Annotated in this window: 5 protein-coding genes and 1 pseudogene; all 6 read left to right on the top strand. The window is 75.1% G+C overall.

Annotated features, from left to right (window positions below):
* Positions 1-26: 26 nt before the first annotated feature.
* The 6 genes and pseudogenes from ACFWIA_RS01930 to ACFWIA_RS01955 all read left to right on the top strand — a co-directional run bounded on the left by ACFWIA_RS01930 (position 27) and on the right by ACFWIA_RS01955 (position 19,882).
* Entirely contained in the window at positions 27-10,178 is a 10,152-nt protein-coding gene (locus ACFWIA_RS01930; RefSeq protein ID WP_386999410.1) for a type I polyketide synthase, read from the top strand.
* Positions 10,179-10,212: 34 nt separating this feature from the next.
* Positions 10,213-16,401 (top strand): annotated as a pseudogene (locus ACFWIA_RS01935) (type I polyketide synthase); the annotation flags it as partial.
* 74 nt (positions 16,402-16,475) lie between these two features.
* Positions 16,476-17,333, top strand: coding sequence for a 3-hydroxyacyl-CoA dehydrogenase family protein (locus tag ACFWIA_RS01940; protein WP_386999412.1), 858 nt, complete (start codon positions 16,476-16,478; stop codon positions 17,331-17,333).
* Positions 17,334-17,368: 35 nt separating this feature from the next.
* A complete protein-coding gene (locus tag ACFWIA_RS01945) occupies positions 17,369-17,665 on the top strand; it encodes an acyl carrier protein (RefSeq protein ID WP_386999414.1) in 297 nt (98 codons plus the stop codon).
* Positions 17,658-18,782, top strand: coding sequence for an acyl-CoA dehydrogenase family protein (locus ACFWIA_RS01950; RefSeq protein WP_386999416.1), 1,125 nt, complete (start codon positions 17,658-17,660; stop codon positions 18,780-18,782). Before ACFWIA_RS01945 ends, ACFWIA_RS01950 begins: the two co-directional genes overlap by 8 nt.
* Positions 18,779-19,882: an HAD-IIIC family phosphatase gene (locus ACFWIA_RS01955; protein ID WP_386999418.1), complete on the top strand. Its 1,104-nt coding sequence runs from the start codon at positions 18,779-18,781 to the stop codon at positions 19,880-19,882. Before ACFWIA_RS01950 ends, ACFWIA_RS01955 begins: the two co-directional genes overlap by 4 nt.
* Positions 19,883-19,886: the final 4 nt, after the last annotated feature.

A 19,886-nucleotide genomic window follows, 5' to 3' on the forward strand; every position in this document is an offset into this window, starting at 1 on the left:
GTCCGGGACGACAGCAGGGGAGCACGGTGAGCGAGCAGAAGCTCCGCGATTACCTCAACCGCGTCACGATCGACCTCCAGCGCACCAAGCGGCAGTTGGCCGAGGCCCGGGCCGCCGCGCAGGAACCGATCGCCGTGGTCTCGATGGCCTGCCGCTTCCCGGGCGGGGTCCGCACCCCGGAGCACCTGTGGGACCTGGTGACGGCGGGCCGCGACGCGGTGACCCCGGTCCCCGGCGACCGAGGGTGGGACGTCGCGCAGCTCTCGGCCGGCAACGTGCCCTGCCAGGGCGCCTTCCTCGACGGGGCGGCCGACTTCGACCCGGGCTTCTTCGCCGTCTCGCCGCACGAGGCGACCGCGATGGACCCCCAACAACGGCTCCTGCTCACCACCGCGTGGGAGGCCGTCGAACGGGGCGGCATCGACCCCGCCGCGCTGCGCGGCAGCGCCACCGGGGTCTACGCCGCCGCAGTCGACCAGGGCTACGCGCAGCTCAGCGGCACCGCGCCGGGCACGGTGCGCGGCTTCGTCACCACCGGCAACTCGATGAGCGTGCTGTCCGGCCGGGTGTCGTACGCGCTCGGTCTGGAGGGCCCGGCCCTCACCGTCGACACGGCGTGTTCGTCCTCGCTGGTCGCCCTGCACCTGGCCGCCCGGGCGCTGCGCGCCGGGGAGTGCACGCTCGCCCTGGCCGGCGGGGTGACCGTGATGGCGCTGCCCCTGGTCTTCTCCGAGTTCAGCCGCCAGGGAGCGATGTCCTTCGACGGCCGCTGCAAGGCGTTCTCGGCGAGCGCCGACGGCACCGGCTGGGGCGAAGGGGTCGGCATGCTCCTGCTGGAGCGGTTGACCGACGCCCGGCGCAACGGGCACCCCGTGCTGGCCGTGATCCGCGGCTCCGCCCTCAACCAGGACGGCGCCAGCAACGGCCTGACCGCCCCGAACGGCCCCTCGCAGCAGCGGCTGATCCGGGCGGCCCTCGCCGATGCGGGGGTCGGCCCCGCGGACGTGGACGCCGTCGAGGCGCACGGCACCGGCACGACCCTCGGTGACCCCATCGAGGCGGACGCCCTGCTCGCGACCTACGGCCGGGAACGCCCCGCGGACCGGCCGCTGCTGCTGGGTTCGCTGAAGTCCAACATCGGGCACACGCAGGCGGCGGCCGGCGTGGCCGGGGTCATCAAGACGGTGCTGGCCCTCCACCACGGCGTGCTGCCCCGCACCCTGCACGTCACCGAGCCGACCGGGCACGCCGACTGGTCCGCCGGCGCCGTGGAACTCCTGACGGAGAACCGGCCGTGGCCCCGGACCGGCCGCGCCCGACTCGCCGGCGTCTCCGCCTTCGGCATGAGCGGCACCAACGCCCATCTGATCCTCGAACAGGCACCCGACGCGGAACCCGTCGACGCCGCACCCGTACCGCCCCGACCGCCGGTCGCCGGGTACGTGCTCGCCGGGCGCACCGAGGACGCGCGCCGCGCACAGGCGCTGCGGCTCACCGCCCGACTCGCCGCGGACCCCGCAGCGGACCTGGCCGGCATCGGCCGTGCGCTGGCCACGACCCGGACCGCGTTCGAACACCGTGCGGTCGTGATCGCCGCCGACCGGGACGAACTCCTCGCCGGGCTGGGCACACTGGGTCGGGGCGTCCCCGCCCCGACGGTGATCACCGGCACCGCGGAACCGGACACCGGTCGGACCGTCATGGTCTTCCCCGGCCAGGGCGCCCAGTGGGAGGGCATGGCCCGGGACCTGCTCACCGAATCACCGGTGTTCGCCACCGCGATCGCCGAGTGCGAGCAGGCGCTGTCCGCGGTGGTGGACTGGTCGCTGACCGAGGTGCTGCGGGGCGCACCGGACGCGCCGTCACTGGACCGCGTGGACGTCGTGCAGCCCGCCCTGTTCGCGACGATGGTGTCCCTCGCCGCGCTCTGGCGTTCCTGGGGCGTGGAACCCGACGCGGTCGTGGGCCACAGCCAGGGCGAGATCGCCGCGGCGGTCGTCGCGGGCGCCCTGTCCCTGGCCGACGGCGCCCGGGTCGTGGCGCTGCGCAGCCGGGCCATCGGCGCCCTCGCCGGCCGCGGCGGCATGGTCTCGCTGGCCCTGCCGCTCGCCGGGGCCGAGGCGGCGATCGCGGCGTGGCCCGGCCGGATCTCGGTGGCGGCCGTCAACGGCCCGGCCGCGGTCGTGGTCTCCGGCGACCCCGACGCACTGACGCAGTTGCTGGCGCACTGCGCCGCACAGGACGTGCGGGCCCGGCGGCTGCCCGTCGACTACGCCTCCCACTCGGCGCACGTCGAGGCGATCCGCGAGGAGATCCTCAAGGACCTCGCCGGACTGACACCCACCACGGCCCGGGTCCCGCTGTTCTCCACGCTCACCGGGGACTGGCTCGACACGAGCGGCATGGACGCCGACTACTGGTACCGCAACCTCCGGGGCACCGTACGGTTCGACGACGCGATCCGGAGCCTGGCGCAGGCCGGGCACCACGCGTTCGTGGAGGTGTCGCCGCACCCGGTCCTCGCCATGGCCGTCCAGGACGTGTGCGAGGACGCCGGCCTCACCGGTGCCGTGGTCACCGGCACCCTGCGCCGCGACGAGGGCGGCCTGCGCCGGGCCGTCGCCTCGGCCGCCGCCCTCTGGTCCGGTGGCGTCCCCGTCGCCTGGGAGACCGCCTTCGACGGGGCGCCCCCGGTGGAGCTGCCGACGTACCCCTTCCAAGAGCGCCGCTACTGGTTGGAGCCCACCGCCGACGCCGGGACCGGCGGCGAACCGCCGTCCGCAGACGGCGAGTTCTGGGAGCTGGTCGAGCGCGGCGACCCCGCCCCGCTGGCCGATGCGCTCGACGTCGACGCCTCGCCGCTGGCCGAGGTGCTGCCCGCGCTCGACACCTGGCGCCGGCGGCGCCGCGCGGCCGACACCGTCGACCCCCTGCGCTACCTCATCGCCTGGCACCGGCTCACCGACCCGGTCACGGGCCCGCTCACCGGCAGTTGGCTGCTCGCGGTGCCCGCCGACCACCAGGACCACGCGCTCGCCCGCTGGACCGTCCGGGCCCTCGCGGACCTCGGGGCCGAGGTGCGCACGGTCGTGATCGGCGACGAACTCGCCGACAGCGCCCGGCTGGCCGCCGTGCTCGACGCCGGACCCGCCCCCACGGGCGTGCTGTCGCTGCTGGCCCTCGCCGAACACGCCCACCCCGACCACCCGGTGCTGCCCGCCGGCACCGCGCTCACCGTCGCCCTCGTCCAGGCGCTCACCGCCCTCGACTCCACCGCCCCCGTGTGGAGCGTGACCAGCGCGGCGGTGACCACCGGCCCCGACGACCCGCTGGCCGCACCCCGACAAGCGATGGTCTGGGGCACCGGCCTGGTGGCCGCCCTGGAGCAGCCGCAGCGCTGGGGCGGACTCGTCGACCTGCCGCCGCACCCCGACGACCGGGACCGCGACCTGCTGGGCGCGGTGCTCGCCGGCACGGGCGACCTCGCCGGCGAGGACCAACTCGCCCTGCGCTCCGGCCGGCTGTACGCACGCCGACTGGTGCACGCACCGCGGCCCCCGGGCACCCCCGCCCGCCCCTGGCGCCCCCGGGGGACGGTCCTCGTCACCGGCGGCACCGGCGCCGTCGGCCCGATCCTCGCCCGCTGGCTCGCCCGGGGCGGCGCCGACCACCTCGTCCTGCCCGGGCGCCGCGGTACCGAGGCGCCCGGCGCGGACGAGCTGGCCGCGGACCTGGCCGCACACGGCGCCCGACTGAGCCTGCCCGTCTGCAACCTCGCCGACCGCGAGGACGTGGCGCAGTTGCTCGCCGACCTGGAACGCCGGGGCACCCCCGTCACCGCGGTGGTGCACGCCGCCGCGCACATCGCCCTGGCGCCGCTGGCGACCACCCCGCTGACCGCGTTCGCCGGGGTCACCGCGGCCAAGGCCGCCGGCGCCGAACACCTGGACGCCCTGCTCGACCGGGAGTTGGACGCCTTCGTCCTGGTCTCCTCGATCGCCGGGGTGTGGGGCAGCGGCGACCACGGCGCGTACGCCGCCGCCAACGCCTACCTGCACGCACTGGCCCAGCACCGCCGGGGGCGCGGCCTCAGCGCCACCACCGTCGACTGGGGCGTGTGGCGCACCGGGGACGGCCGCCCCGGCTCCGACGACGGCACCGACCTGTTCAACCTGGACGAACACGGCCTGCGCCGGATGGACCCGGCCACCGCGGTCGACGCCCTCCAACAGGCCCTCGACGACGACGAAACGGTCATCGCGGTCGCCGACGTCGACTGGGACCGGTTCGCGCCCGTCTTCGCCTCGTCCCGCCCCAGCCCGCTGCTGAGCACCGTCCCGGCCGCGGCCCGCGCCCTCGGCGGCAGCGGCAGTGACCGCACCGATGAAGACGCCTCACCGGCGGCCGCCGGACTGCGCCGGACCCTGGCCCAGCTGTCGGCGGCCGACCGCACCCGTACGGTCCTCGACCTCGTACGGACCGAGGCCGCCGTGGTGCTGGGCCACGAATCGGCCGGGGACGTGCTCCCCGGGAAGGCGTTCCAGGAGCTGGGCTTCGCCTCGCTCACCGCCGTCGAACTGCGCAACCGGCTCGCCACCGCCACCGGACTGCGGTTGCCCTCCTCGCTGGTCTTCGACTACCCCACGGCGCACGCGCTCGCCGGCCACCTGCTGTCCGAGCTGCTCGCCGAGAACCCCACGGCCGAGGACCCCGAGGCCCCGGCCCCGGCCGCGTCCGACCCCGCGGGTGACCGGGACCCGGTCGCGATCGTCGCCCTGGGCTGCCGCCTGCCCGGCGGGATCGACACCCCCGCGAAGCTGTGGCAGCTGCTCGTCGACGGCGGTGACACCGTCAGCGAACTGCCCACCGACCGGGGGTGGCCGGGCGAGGAGCTGTACCACCCCGATCCGGACCACCCCGGCACGTCCACCACCCGACACGGCGGCTTCCTGCACGACGCGGGCGAGTTCGACGCCGAGTTCTTCGGCATCTCCCCGCGCGAGGCGGTCGCCATGGACCCGCAGCAACGACTGCTGCTGGAGACCGCCTGGGAGGCCCTGGAACGCACCGGACTGGACCCGGCGGCCCTGCGCGGCTCCCGCACCGGCGTCTACGTCGGAGTGAACTACGGCGACTACGGCAATGCCGTGGCCCGGTCCGGGCACGGCGACGGCCACCTGCTCACCGGCAGCGCCGCCAGCATCGTCTCCGGTCGGGTCGCCTACACCCTCGGCCTGGAGGGGCCCGCCATCACGGTGGACACCGCCTGCTCGTCCTCGCTGGTCGCCCTGCACACCGCAGCCCAGGCCCTGCGCGCCGGTGACTGCACGCTCGCCCTGGTCGGCGGCGTCGCCATCATGTCCACGCCCGGTGCGCTCGTCAGCTTCTCCCGACAGCGGGGCCTCGCCCCGGACGGCCGGTGCAAGGCGTTCGCTGACGCCGCGGACGGCATGGGCATGGGCGAGGGCATCGCCGTACTGGTCGCCGAGCGCCTGTCCGACGCCCGCCGCCACGGGCATCCCGTACTGGCGGTGCTGCGCGGCTCGGCGATCAACCAGGACGGGGCGAGTAACGGCCTGTCCGCCCCGAACGGGCCCGCGCAACAGCGCGTCATCCGGGCGGCGCTGGCCGATGCCCGGCTGCGGCCCGTCGACGTCGACGCGGTCGAGGCGCACGGCACCGGAACCACCCTCGGCGACCCGATCGAGGCCCAGGCCCTGCTCGCGACCTACGGGCAGGGTCGCGCACCGGACCGGCCGCTGCTGATCGGCTCGCTGAAGTCCAACCTCGGTCACACCCAGGCCGCTTCCGGTGTCGCAGGGGTGCTGAAGACCGTGCTCGCGCTCCAGCACGCCCAGGTCCCGCCGACCCTGCACGTGGACCGGCCCACGGGCCAGGTCGACTGGGAGCGCGGCAGCGTCGAACTGGTCCGTGACCTGGTGCCGTGGCCCGAGACCGGGCGGGAGCGCCGCGCGGGCGTCTCCTCCTTCGGCCTCAGCGGTACCAACGTCCATGTGATCCTGGAACAGGCCCCCGCGGCGGACCCCGCCCCGGCCCGCGCGGCGCACGAGCACGGCCCGCTGCCCTGGGTCCTGTCGGCACGCACTCCAACGGCGCTCGCCGCCCAAGCAGCCCGTCTCGCCGCCCAGGTGGAACAGGCCGGCCCTGCCGCAGCGAGCACCGCCGACCTCGCGTACTCGCTCGCCGGCCGCACCCCGTTCGCGTACCGCAAGGTCCTGGTCGGTGACCGCGCCGCCCTGGACGCCGGGCTGCGTGCCCTGGCCGCCGGCGCCGAGGTGCCCGCCGCCGACCCGGACGGCCGGACGGTGTTCGTCTTCCCCGGCCAGGGCGCGCAGTGGCCCGGCATGACCCGCGAACTGCTCGACGAGTCACCCGAGTTCGCGGCCCGGATGGCGGAGTGCGCCGCGGCCCTGGCCCCGCACGTGTCCTGGTCGCTGCTGGACGTGCTGCGCTCCGCGGAACCGCTGGACCGGGTCGACCTCGTCCAGCCGGTGCTGTTCGCCGTGATGGTGTCGCTCGCCGAGCTCTGGCGGGCGCACGGGGTCGTCCCCGACGCCGTGATCGGCCACTCGCAGGGGGAGATCGCCGCGGCCGTGGTCGCGGGCGGCCTGTCGCTCGCGGACGGCGCCCGCGTGGTCGCCCTGCGCTCCCGGGCCCTCGCCGCCCTCGCCGGCACCGGCGGCATGATGTCCGTCGCCCTCCCGCTCACCCGGGTGGAGACCCTGCTCGCACCGTACGGGGAACGGCTGTCCGTGGCCGCCGTCAACGGGCCGTCCGCCGTGGTCGTCGCCGGGGAACCCACCGCCCTCGCCGCACTGTCGGACGACTGCGACCGCGACGGCGTCCGGGCCCGCCGCATCGACGTGGACTACGCCTCGCACTCGGCCCGGGTGGAGCCGGTGCGCGCGGAACTGCTGGCCGCCCTCGCCCCCATCGAGCCCGGACCCGCCACGGTGCCGCTGTACTCCACGGTCACCGGCGACCGGCTCGACACCACGACCATGACCGCCGACTACTGGTACGAGAACCTGCGCCGCACCGTCGCCTTCGAACCGGCCGTCCGCGCCCTGGCGGCCCGGGGCCGCACCACGTTCCTGGAGATTAGCCCGCACCCGGTGCTGACGACCGCCGTCACCGACACCGTCGAGGACGCCGGCCACGAGGCCACCGCCCTGGGCACCCTGCGCCGTGACGAGGGCGACCGGCGACGCCTGCTGCTCGCCCTCGGTGACGCCTGGGCGAACGGGCTGCCCGTGGACTGGACCGGCCTGCTGGAGGGCACCGGCGCCCGACGGATCGAACTGCCCACCTACGCGTTCCAACACCGGCACCACTGGGCGCTGCCGGCACCCGGCGGCGGGCAGGACCTGACCGCCGCCGGCCTGGACGCCACGGAACACCCGCTGCTGAGCGCGGCGACCGAGGTCGCCGACACCGGGGAACTGCTGCTCAGTGGACGCATCTCGGTGCGCACCCACCCCTGGCTGGCCGATCACACGGTGTCCGGGACGGTCCTGCTGCCCGGTGCCGCCTTCGTCGAACTGGCCCTGCGCGCCGCCGACGAGGCGGGCTGCGCGCTCGTGGAGGAACTGACCCTGGAAGCACCGCTGTTGCTGCCCGGCAGCGAAGAGGTGCGGATACAGGTCCGGGTCGGCGCACCCGACGAGCGGGGCGGACGCACCGTGGACGTGCACGCCCGCCGTGAGGGCGCCCTCGACCCCGGGTGGACCCGGCACGCCACCGGCAGCCTCGCCCGGACCCCCGGCGCCCCGGCCGTCGGGCTGGAGACCTGGCCGCCACCGGGCGCCACCCCGGTCGCCGTCGAGGACCTCTACCCGCGGTTCGCCGCGTCCGGTTACGGCTACGGCCCGTCGTTCCGGGGCGTCCGCGCGGCCTGGCAGCGCGGCGACGAGATCTTCACGGAGGTCAAGCTCCCCGGCGACGACCCGACGACCCCGGCCTTCGGCATCCACCCCGCGCTGCTCGACGCCACCCTGCACGGCCTGCGGATCGCCACCGACCCGGCCGCGCCGGTGGCGCAGGAGGACGCCGCGGAACCAGCGGACGTCGTCCGGCTGCCGTTCTCCTGGACCGCCGTCGGCCTGCACGCCTCGGGCGCGACGGAACTGCGCGTCCGGCTCGCCCGCGATCCCGGCGGGCAGGTGCGCATCGACGCCGCCGACGGGTACGGGCGGCCCGTCGCCTCCGTCGGCGCCCTGGTGGTCCGCCCCGTCCCGCCGGACTCGCTGCGGGCGCCGGTGGCCCCCGCGCACGACTCGCTGTTCCGGGTGGAGTGGACACCGCTCGCCACCGGCGCCCTGGTGCCCCCCACCGGACGCTGGGTGGGGCTCGGCAGCTCCGACCGGCTGCCGGAGACGTACCCGGACCTGGCCGCCCTCACCGCCGCGCTCGACGCGGGGACACCGGCGCCGGACGTGGTGCTCGCCGAGTGCCGCCACCCCGACGACGGACCGGAGGGAGCCCGGGCCGCCACGGCCGCCGCCCTGGAACTCGTCCAGGGGTGGCTCGCCGACGCCCGGTACGCCGACGCCCGGCTGGTGTTCGTGACCGACGGTGCGGTGGAGGCGCTGCCCGGCGAAGGGGTCCACGACCTCGCGTCCGCCGCGGTGCGCGGGCTGATCCGCTCGGCGCAGTCGGAACACCCGGACCGCTTCGTGCTGGTCGACGCGGCCGACCCGACGGAGCTGGTGACACTGCTGCCCACCGGCATGGCCGCCGAGGAACCCCAACTGGCCGTGCGCAAGGGACAGCTGTTGGCCGCGCGGCTGGCCCGGGTGCCGGCGCCCGCCGAACCGGTCACCCCGCCGCTGGACCCGGACGGCACGGTGCTGATCACCGGCGCCGGCGGGATCCTCGGCTCACTCGTGGCCCGCCACCTCGCCGACCAGCACGGCCTGCGCCGCCTGCTGCTCGTCTCCCGACGGGGCGCCGCCGCCCCCGGGGCGGCCGAACTACTGGCGGAGTTGGGGACCGCCGCCCGGTTCGCCGCCTGCGACATCGGTGACCGCGCGGCACTGGCGGACCTCCTGGCCACGGTGCCGGACGCACACCCGCTGACCGCCGTGGTGCACGCGGCGGGCGTGCTCGACGACGGCGTGCTCGAAGCACTGGACCGGCAACGCCTGGACACCGTGCTCCGGCCCAAGATCGACGGAGCCGCCCATCTGCACGAACTGACCCGTGAGCTGCCGCTCGCCGCGTTCGTGCTGTTCTCCTCCGCGGCGGGGATCGTGGGCAACGCCGGCCAGGCCAACTACGCGGCCGGCAACACCTACCTCGACGCCCTCGCCGCGGCCCGCCGCGCACAGGGCCTACCGGCCCAGGCACTCGCCTGGGGACTGTGGGAACGGCGCAGCGAGATGACGGGCGGCCTCGAAGCCGGCGCACTGCGGCGGATGACGACCGGGGGAGTGGCGGCGTTCTCCGACGCCGAAGGGCTCGAACTGTTCGACGCGGCGCTGCGGACCGACGCCGCCGCCCTGGTGCCGGTCCGCCTCGACCTCGGCCGCGGACGCCCCACCGGCGCCGCGGACGTGCCCGCGCTGATGCGGGGCCTCGTGCGGGGCGTGGTGCGCCGCAGTGCCCACGCCGCGACGGCCGACCCCGGGGCCGCCGCCGCACTGCGCCGCCGGCTGGCCGCGCTGGACCCGGACGGACGGCTCGACCTCCTGGAGGACCTGGTCAGCGGCACCGCAGCGGAGGTGCTCCAACACTCCGGTGCCGGCGCGGTGGACCCCCAACGGGCCTTCAAGGACCTCGGCTTCGACTCGCTGACCTCGGTGGAACTGCGCAACCGGCTGGCCGGCGCCACCGGACTGAGGCTGCCCGCCACCCTGGTGTTCGACCACCCGACCTCCGAGTCCGTCGCGGCCCTGCTGGCCGAACGACTGCTGCCCGGCGCCCTCGGCGTGCCGACACCGCCCGACGACGACCGGGTGCGCCGACTGCTGGCGACGATCTCCCCGCAACGACTGCGGGACGCCGGCCTGTTGGACGCCCTGCTGAACCTCGGGGAGCCGGCGGCCGACGCCGCACCCCCCGCACCCCACCCGTCCGGCCCGGACGACACCGCATCGATCAAGGAGATGAACGTGGACGACCTCGTGCGCCTGGCCATGGGGGGCGACCATGGCTGACCGGACCGACGAGACGTCGGGCACGGCGCCGGCGGAACAGGTCGTCGAGGCCCTCCGCGCGTCCCTGCTCGACAACGCCAAGCTGCGGCAGGACAACCAGCGGCTCACCGAACGCGCCCAGGAACCCGTGGCGATCGTGGCCATGGGCTGCCGGTTCCCCGGCGGAGTGCAGACCCCCGAAGAGCTGTGGGACCTGCTGGTCGCCGAACGCGACGCCGTGACCGGCGTCCCCGACGACCGCGGCTGGGAACTGCCGACGGACCCCGATGGCCCCGGTGCCCCTGCTGCTCCCGACGACCCCGCTGCCCCCGACGACCCCGATGCCGCGCCCGTCCTGAGGGGCGGCTTCCTCCAGGACGCACTGGACTTCGACGCCGCGTTCTTCGGCATCTCCCCGCGCGAAGCGCTCGCCATGGACCCCCAGCAACGGCTGCTGCTGGAGGTCTGCTGGGAGGCCGTCGAACGCGCCGGCATCGACCCGACGGGCCTGCGCGGCGGCGATACGGCCGTCTACGCCGGCATCATCAACAGCGAGTACAGCACCCGCCTGGGACACACTCCCGAGGACCTGGCGGGCTTCCTCGGGACCGGGAGTATCCCGAGCGTGCTGACCGGCCGCGTCTCCTACGCCCTCGGCCTGGAGGGACCCGCCGTCAGCCTGGACACCGCCTGTTCCTCCTCCCTGGTCGCCATCCACCTGGCCTGCCAGGCGCTGCGCGAGGGCGACACCTCGCTGGCCCTGGCCGGCGGCGTCACCGTCATGTCCGCGCCCGGCCTGTTCGGCGGCTCCCGACGCCAGGGCGGGCTCGCCGGCGACGGCCGCTGCAAGTCGTTCTCCGCGCGCGCCGACGGAGCCGCCTTCGGCGAGGGCGTCGGCGTGGTGCTGCTGGAACGCCTCAGCGACGCCCGCCGCCACGGACACCCGGTCCTCGCCGTCATCAAGGGCTCCGCGGTCAACCAGGACGGCGCCAGCAACGGGCTCACCGCCCCCAACGGCCCCGCCCAGCGCAAGGTCATCCGCAAGGCCCTGGAGAACGCGCGACTGCGCCCCGCCGACATCGACGCCCTGGAAGCGCACGGCACCGGCACCGTACTCGGCGACCCCATCGAGGCGCAGGCCGTCCTCGACGTGTACGGGAAGGACCGCCCCGCCGGCCGGCCCCTGCTCATGGGCTCGCTCAAGTCCAACCTCACGCACACCCAGGCGGCGGCCGGCGTCGGCGGCGTCATCAAGACGGTGCTCGCCCTGCGCCACGGCCTACTGCCCCGGTCCCTGCACATCGACCGCCCGACGAGCCAGGTCGACTGGAGCCAGGGCCAGGTGGCCCTGCTCACCGAGGCCACCGCCTGGCCCGCGTCGGACCGCCCCCGCCGGGCCGCGGTCTCCTCCTTCGGCGCCAGTGGCACCAACGCCCATCTGATCCTGGAAGCGGCCCCCGAGGAGCCGCCCGCGGAGCCGACCGGGCCCCGGCAGGACACCCCCGTCGCCTGGACGCTGTCCGCGCGGACCCCGACGGCCCTGCGCGCCCAGGCCGCCCGACTGCACGCCCGGGTGCTCGCCTCGCCCGGGACGCACCCGACGGACATCGGCCTGTCCCTGGCGCTCGGCCGGTCCCGGTTCGCCGAGCGCGCCGTCGTCGTCGGCACCGGCCGCGCCCCCCTGCTCGACGGCCTCGCCGCCCTCTCCCGCGAGGAGCCCGTACCCTCCGTCATCACCGGGACCGCCCCGGCGAAACCGGCCAAGCCCGTGTTCGTCTTCCCCGGACTCGGCGCCGAATGGCCCGGCATGGCCCGCGAACTGCTCGACACCTCACCGGCGTTCGCCGCCCGCATGGCCGACTGCGCGCGCGCCCTCGCCGCCCACCTCGACTGGTCCCCGATCGCCGTGGTGCGCCAGGAGCCCGGCGCCCCGTCGATCGACGACGTCGAGACCCTGCAACCGGTCCTCTTCTCCGTCCTCGTGTCCTTGGCCGCGGTGTGGCAGGCCCACGGGGTCACCCCGGCCGCCGTCGTCGGACACAGCCAGGGCGAGGTCGCCGCGGCCTGCGTCGCCGGCATCCTCACGCTGGAGGACGCGGCCTCGATCGCCGTGCACCGCAGCCGCGCCCTCGCCGCCGTGACCCGGGGCGGCGCCATGGCCACCGTGCTGCTCTCCGCCCCGGAGGCCGAGGAGATGATCGCCGCGTACGACGGTCGGCTGTCGATCGCCGCGGTCAACGGCCCCCGCGTGGTCGTGCTGGCGGGCGAGGCCACCGCGATGGACGAGTTCGCCCGCGCCGACGACCTGATGGTGTTCCGCACCCCCGTCGACTACGCCCCGCACTCCGCCGCCGTGGACCGGGTGCGCCACGACCTGCTGACGGGGCTCGCCCACGTGCGCCCACGGCCCGGCACCGTCCCCCTGATGTCCACCGTGGACGCCGAATGGGCCGAGCCCACCGCACTCGACACCCACTACTGGTTCCGCAACCTGCGGCACACCGTGCGCTTCCACGAGGCGACCCAGCGGCTCTTCGACGCCGGGCACCGCACCTTCGTCGAGGTCAGCCCGCATCCGGTGCTGACCTTCAACCTCCAGGACGCCGCCGCCGACGCGGAGCTGACCGACTTCACCGTGGTGGAGACGCTGCGCCGCGACGACGCCGGCCCCGAACGGCTGCTCGCCTCGCTCGCCCACGCCCACGTCGCCGGGGTACGGGTGGACTGGGCACCCGTCTTCGACGGCACCGGCGCCCGCCGCGTCGACCTGCCCACCTACGCCTTCCAACGCCAGCGGTACTGGCTGGACGCCACCCGCGCCGGCGGCGACCCCGCCTCCATGGGACAGACCGACCCGGGACACCCGCTGCTGAGCGCCGCAGTGGAACTGCCCGGCAGCGGCAGCACCGTCTTCACCGGCCGACTGTCGCTCGCGGAACACCCGTGGCTCGCCGACCACGCCGTGCGCGGGGCCGCCCTGCTGCCCGGCGTCGCCTACGTCGAGATGACGGCCCACGTGGGCGGCCGACTCGGCTGCGACCTCATCGAGGAACTCACCCTGTCCGCACCGCTGGTGCTGCCCGCCGACGACACCGGCGTGCAGTTGCGGCTGACCGCCGGGGCACCCGACCACGCCGGCAAGCGCACCGTCGAGATCCACTCACGGCCCGCGAACGCCGTCGAGTGGACGCACCACGGCAGCGGCCTGCTGGCCCCCTCCGGGGCGCTGCCCCCGATGCCGACCGCCGCCACCTGGCCGCCGCCCGGCGCCGAACGGATGCGCATCGGCGCGCTGTACCGCATCCTCCAGGACCGCGGCATCGAGTACGGCCCCGCCTTCCGCGGCCTGCGCGCCGCCTGGTCCCGCGGGGACGAGGTCTTCGCCGAGGTGACCCTGCCGGACGGAGCCGCCGGCGACTTCCCGCTGCACCCGGCGCTGCTGGACGCCTGCCTCCAGACCGTCAGCCTGCGCCAGGCCGGCGTGGGCCGCGACGCGGAGCAACAACCCGGCGCCACCGGCGTGCCCCTGCCCTTCTCCTGGCAACAGGTGCGGCTGTGGTCCGGGGCCCGCGCGGGGCAGACCCTGCGCGTCACCCTCAACCCCACCGGCCCGGAGGACGTCGCGCTGCACGTGAGCGACGGGGACGGCCGCCCGGTCGCGACCGTCGCCACCCTCGCCATGCGCACCACCTCGTTCGACGTGCTGAGCCCCGTCACCGACGCGCTGCACCGGGTGGAATGGACCGCGTCGACCACCGCCGCCGCCGGCCCGATCGTGCGCTGGTCCCTGCTCGGCCCGCCGGACGGGCGGCTGGTGCCCACCGGAGCCGGCGCCGAACCGACCGACGACCCCACCGGCCTCGACGCGGTGCTGCTGCTCTGCCCGCCCGACGGACCGGCCGGCCCCGAGGCCGTGCACACGGCCACCACCACCGTCCTGGAACAGCTGAACACCTGGCTGGAACGCCCCCCGGCCGGCTGCCCGCCCCTGGTGGTGCTCACCCGCGGCGCGGTCGACCTGGCGGACGAACCCCTCGACGTGGCCGGCGCGGCCGTCCACGGACTGGTGCGCTCCGCCCAGCAGGAGCACCCGGGCCGGATCGTGCTGCTGGACACCGACGACCCGCGCACCACGGCCGATGCACTGTCCGCGGTGCTGTCCAGCGGCGAGCCCGAAGTGGCCCTGCGGGCGGGCCGGCTGCACCTGCCCCGGCTGCGCCGGACACCGGCCGGCGACCCGGCCACCGACGTCTTCGACGGCACCGGAACCGTGGTCCTGACCGGCGGCGGCGCACTCGGCGGCATCCTGGCCCGGCACCTCGTCACCCGGCACGGCGTACGCCAGCTGCTGCTGCTCAGCCGGCGCGGCCCGGCGGCACCCGGAACGGACGAACTGATCGCCGAACTGGCCGGGTCCGGGGCCCGGGTCACCGCCGAAACCTGCGACGTCACCGATCGGGCCGCCCTCGACCGGGCCCTGGCCACGGTCCCGGCCGCACACCCGGTGACCGCCGTCGTGCACACCGCCGGAGTCATCGACGACGGGCTGCTCACCGACCTCACGGCCGAACGCCTCGCCGGCGTCCTCGCGCCCAAGGTCGACGGCACCTGGAACCTGCACGAAGCGACCGCCGCACTGCCGCTGCGCGCGTTCGTGGTGTACACCTCGGTGGCCGGCCTGTTCGGCGGCCCGGGACAAGCCGCGTACAGCGCCGCGAACGTCGCCGCCGACGCGCTCGTGACCCTGCGCCACCGCGCCGGACTCCCCGCCAAGTCACTCGCCTGGGGCCTGTGGGAACAGCGCAGCGGCCTCACCGCGGACCTGTCGGACGCCGATCTGCACCGCATGGGCCGCAGCGGGGTGCACGCCCTGTCCGCCACGGCCGGCACCGACCTGTTCGACGCGGCGCTCACCGCGCCCGACCCGGTGCTCGCACCCGTCGCCCTGGACGTCAGCGCCTTCCGCGACGGCCCGGTGCCGCACCTGCTGCGCGCCCTGGTCCGCACCACCGACCCGGAACGCCCCGCCGCGGACCCGCAGTTGCGGGACCGGCTGCTCGCCGCCAGCCCCGACGAGCAGTACGACCTCCTCCTGGAAGCGGTACGGGTCCACTCCGCCCAGGTGCTCGGCCACGCCGACGCCGAGAGCGCCGGACTCGACGCCGAGGACGCCTTCCTCTCCGTCGGCTTCGACTCGCTGACCGCGCTGGAACTGCGCCACCGGCTCGCCGCGGCCACCGGCCTCAACCTGCTGCCGACCGTGGTGTTCTCCAGCGGCACCCCCGCCAAGCTCGCCGAACTGGTCCGCACCGAATGGGCCACCGCGGCGGCGGCCGGACAGCCCGCACCCGCCGCCGAGCCGGGCACCTCCGCACCGCCCCCGGCACCGGTCGCGGCCCGCCCCGACGACGACCCCGTCAGCACCCTGTTCCGGCAGCTGTGCCGCCGCGGCAAGTCCGACGAGGCGATCGACCTGCTCAAGAACACCTCCGCGCTGCGCCCGGAGTTCCACACCCCTGCGGAGCTGCGCTCCAGCGAGGAACCCCCGTCACTGCTGCGGATCAACACCCACGACGAGGCGCCCGAGCTGGTGTGCTTCGGCTCCGTCGTCGCGCTCGGCGGCGGCCACCAGTACGCCCGCTTCGTCAACCGGTTCCGGGGCACCTACGGCTCCAGCACCCTGTCCGCCCCCGGGTTCCTGCCCGGCCAACGACTCCCGTCGTCCATGGCGCCGATGCTGGCCTACCAGGCGGAGGAGATCATCGAACGCCTCGGCCGCAACCGCCGCCTGGTCCTGCTGGGCTCCTCCTCCGGCGGCACCGTCGCCCACGGCGTCGCCGCCGAACTCGAAGCCCGCGGGGTGCAACCGGCCGCGGTGGTCCTGCTCGACACCTACCTGTCGAGCAACAAGGCCATGACGCAGTTCAACGACGTGCTGCTGAGCGGCATGTTCGACCGCGAGGACCAAGCGGTGCCGATGGACGGCACCCGACTCACCGCGATGGGCAAGTACTTCCGCATCCTCGACGACTACACGCCCCCGGAGGTGGCCGCCCCCGTCCTGCTGGTGCGCGCCTCCGCCCCGCTCGGCGAGTCGGCGCCCGCCGTCGGCGACTGGCGGTCGAGCTGGCCGGGCGCCCACACCACCCTCGACGTCCCCGGCGACCACTTCTCGATGATGGAACAGCACGCGGACACGACCGCCGCCACCGTCTCCGACTGGCTCGCCGCCCTCCTCTCCTGACCTTCCCCCTCCTCACCACCCCCTCCTCACCACCCCCTCCTGAGCACCCCTCAACGGAAGGACCCTGTCCCGTCATGGACACAGAAACCGACGAACACCGCCTCGCCGTGGTCGGCGCGGGCGTCATGGGCGTCGGCATCACCACGCTGGCCCTGCTCCGCGGCCTGCCCGTACTGCTCGTCGACGTCGACGAACCGGTGCTGGAGCGCGCCCGGGACCAGATCGCCGGCGAACTGCGGATGGCGCAGCTGATGGGTCGGCTCGCCGCCGACACGGCGACCGGCCCGCTCACCACCGCGACGACCCTCGCCGGCGCCGCCGACGCGACCCTCGTCATCGAGGCCACCACCGAGGACCTCGGCGTCAAGGCGAAGGTCCTCGCCGAGGTGTCCGCCCTGACCCGCCCCGGCACCCCGCTGGTGTCCAACACCTCGTCGATCCCGATCGACGAACTCGCGGGTGTCGCCCAGCGACCCGGCGAGGTGGTGGGCACCCACTTCATGAACCCGCCGTACCTGATCAGGACGGTGGAGGTGATCCGCGGCGTGCGGACCGCCGAGGCCACCATGGAGTCGCTGGCGGCCACGCTCGCGGCCCTGGGGCAGGAGCCGATCGTCGTCAAGGACGCGCCGGGCTTCGTCACCAGCCGCGTGCTCCACCCGATGATCAACGACGCGGCGCGGATCGTGCAGGAGGGGACCGCGGGCGTCGAAGCCGTCGACACGCTCATGGAGAACTGCCTGGGCCACCGGACCGGCCCGCTGCGCACCGCCGACCTGATCGGCATCGACAACCTCGTCGACTCGCTCCAGGTGCTCTTCGAGCGCACCGGCGACGAGGGCTGCCGCCCCTGCGACCTGCTCCTGGAGAAGGTCCGCCAGGGGCACCACGGCCGCAAGTCGGGCCGCGGCTTCTACACCTACACCCACTGAACACGCACCACCACCCGATGCGAGGAGACACCCCGATGGACACCACCGACAACGCACCCGACCAGAGCACGGACGGCGGCGCGGTGCGCAAGGAGGTCCTCGGCTTCCTGACGGCGCAGACCAAGCGGAGCTGGGAGCCGGACGTGGACCTGTTCGCCACGGGCGGGCTGTCCTCCCTGTTCGCCATGCAACTGGTCCTGCACCTGGAGAAGACGTACGACATCTCGATCCGCGGCGCGGACCTGCGCCTGGACAACTTCCGCACGGTCGACACCATGGTGGCGCTGGTGCACCGCCTGCGCGGCACGGAAGCGGGGACCGGTGGTGAGTGACGCGCTGGACGCGGCACGGGACGTGGTCACCGGCCTCGTCGGGGACCAGGCCGAGGAGTGGGACCGCACGGGGGAACTGCCCCGGGAGACGCTCCGCAAGCTCAGCGCCGGCGGCTGGCTCTGCCCGCTCGTGCCCGCCGAGGACGGCGGACTGGGTTGGAGCAGTGCCCAGGACGGCGAGTTCACCGCGCACGTCGGCAGTCTCTGCTCCTCGCTGCGCAGCATCATGACCTCCCAGGGCATGGCCGCCTGGACGATCACCCGGCTGGGCGACGCGCGTCAACGCACCGCGCTGCTGGGCCGGCTCACCGGCGGGGAACTGGCGGCGGTGGCGTTCAGCGAGCCGCAGGCGGGCAGCGATCTGTCGGCCATCGACACCCGCATCGTGCGCGACGGCGACACCGTCGTGGTCGACGGCCGCAAGACCTGGACGACGGGGGCGGCCTACGCCGACTTCGTGGTGGTGTTCGGCCTGCTCGACGACGGCGGGGCGGGCGCGGTCGTCGTGCCCACCGACGCGCCCGGCGTCACGGTGGAACGCATCGCCGCCCCCCTGGGGTGCCGCGCCGCCGGACACGCGGACGTGCGCCTGACCGGGGTGCGGCTGCCGGTGGAGAACCTGCTCGGCGGCGGCGGCCAGTTCCTGCCGCTGCTGGTGACCACCGCACTGGCGTACGGGCGGATGTCGGTCGCCTGGGGCTGTGTCGGCATCCTGCGCGCCTGCCTGGCCGCGGCCGGCTCGCACGCGCGGACCAGGGAGCAGTTCGGTCAGCCGCTGGGCAGCCACCAACTGGTGGCCGGGCACCTGGCCGACCTGCTCGTCGCCGAGCAGGCGGCGAGCCGGGCCTGTGAGTACGCCAGTCGCTGCTGGGACGACAGCTCCCCGGACCAGGTCGTCGCCACCGTGCTGGCCAAGCACACCAGTGCGACGAACGCGGCACACGGCGCGGCCCTGGCGGTACAGGTGCTGGCCTCGGCCGGTACCCGGGACGGGCACGTCGTGGCGCGCGCCTACCGCGACGCCAAGTGCATGGAGATCATCGAGGGCAGCAACGAGATGAGCCGGCTGCTGTTGGCCGACCACGTGCTGTCCGGAGCCCGGGAGGGGGGACGTTGAGCGAGCAGACGGCACCGACCGTCGTCAAGTGCCTGGTGTGGGACCTCGACAACACGCTGTGGCAGGGGACGCTGTTGGAGGACGGCGAGGTACGGCTCACCGACGAGATCCGCGCGGTGATCGTCGAGTTGGACGCGCGGGGCATCCTCCAGTCGGTCAGCAGCCGCAACGACCACGACCTGGCCTGGCCGCGGCTCGAGGCCCTGGGCGTCGCGGAGTACTTCGTGCTGCCGGAGATAGGGTGGGGCAACAAGTCGGACGCGATCCGCCGGATCGCCGAGCAGCTCAACTTCGCGCCCGGCACGATCGCGTTCATCGACGACCAGCACACCGAGCGGGCCGAGGTCGAGTTCCACCTCCCGCAGGTGCGCACCTATCCGGCCGACGCGGCCCTGAAGCTGACCGAACTGCCGGAGTTCAGGCCGCCGTTCAGCACGGTCGACTCCCGGCGGCGACGGGACATGTACCAGGCGGGCTTCCGGCGCGACGCCGAACGGGCCGACTACTCGGGCCCCGACGAGGACTTCCTGCGCTCGCTGGAACTGGTCATGCGGATCGACCGGGCGACCGAGGACGAGCTCTCCCGCGTGGAGGAACTCACGCTGCGGACCAGCCAGATGAACGCGACCGGGGTGCACTACGCGGACGAGACGCTCCGCGGGCTGCTGGCGGACCCCGACCACGAGGTGCTGGTGGCCTCGCTCACCGACCGGTTCGGCCCGCACGGGGCGGTCGGCGTCATCCTGGTGGAGAAGCATCCGCAGGTGTGGCACCTGCGTCTGCTCGCCACCTCCTGCCGGGTGGTCTCCTTCGGCGCCGGCTCCACCCTGCTCGCCTGGCTCGCGGGCCAGGCGGCCCGGGCGGGGGCGCACTTCCTCGCGGACTTCCGGCCCACCGACCGCAACCGGATGATGGAGGTGGCCTACCGCTTCGCCGGCTTCGACGACACGGAGTGCACCTGCCGCGAGGCGCTCGCCCCGCCGGCGGTCGAGGGCGTGCAACGGCTGCACCTGGTGCCGACCGCGTGGGGCGGCTCGACGACGGTCCGGCTCGACGCCCCGGAGCTGACTGCCGACGGCGCCGCTCCGGCCGCCCGCTGACGGA

This window comes from Streptomyces sp. NPDC127068, assembly GCF_042724695.1.
Lineage (GTDB): Bacteria > Actinomycetota > Actinomycetes > Streptomycetales > Streptomycetaceae > Streptomyces.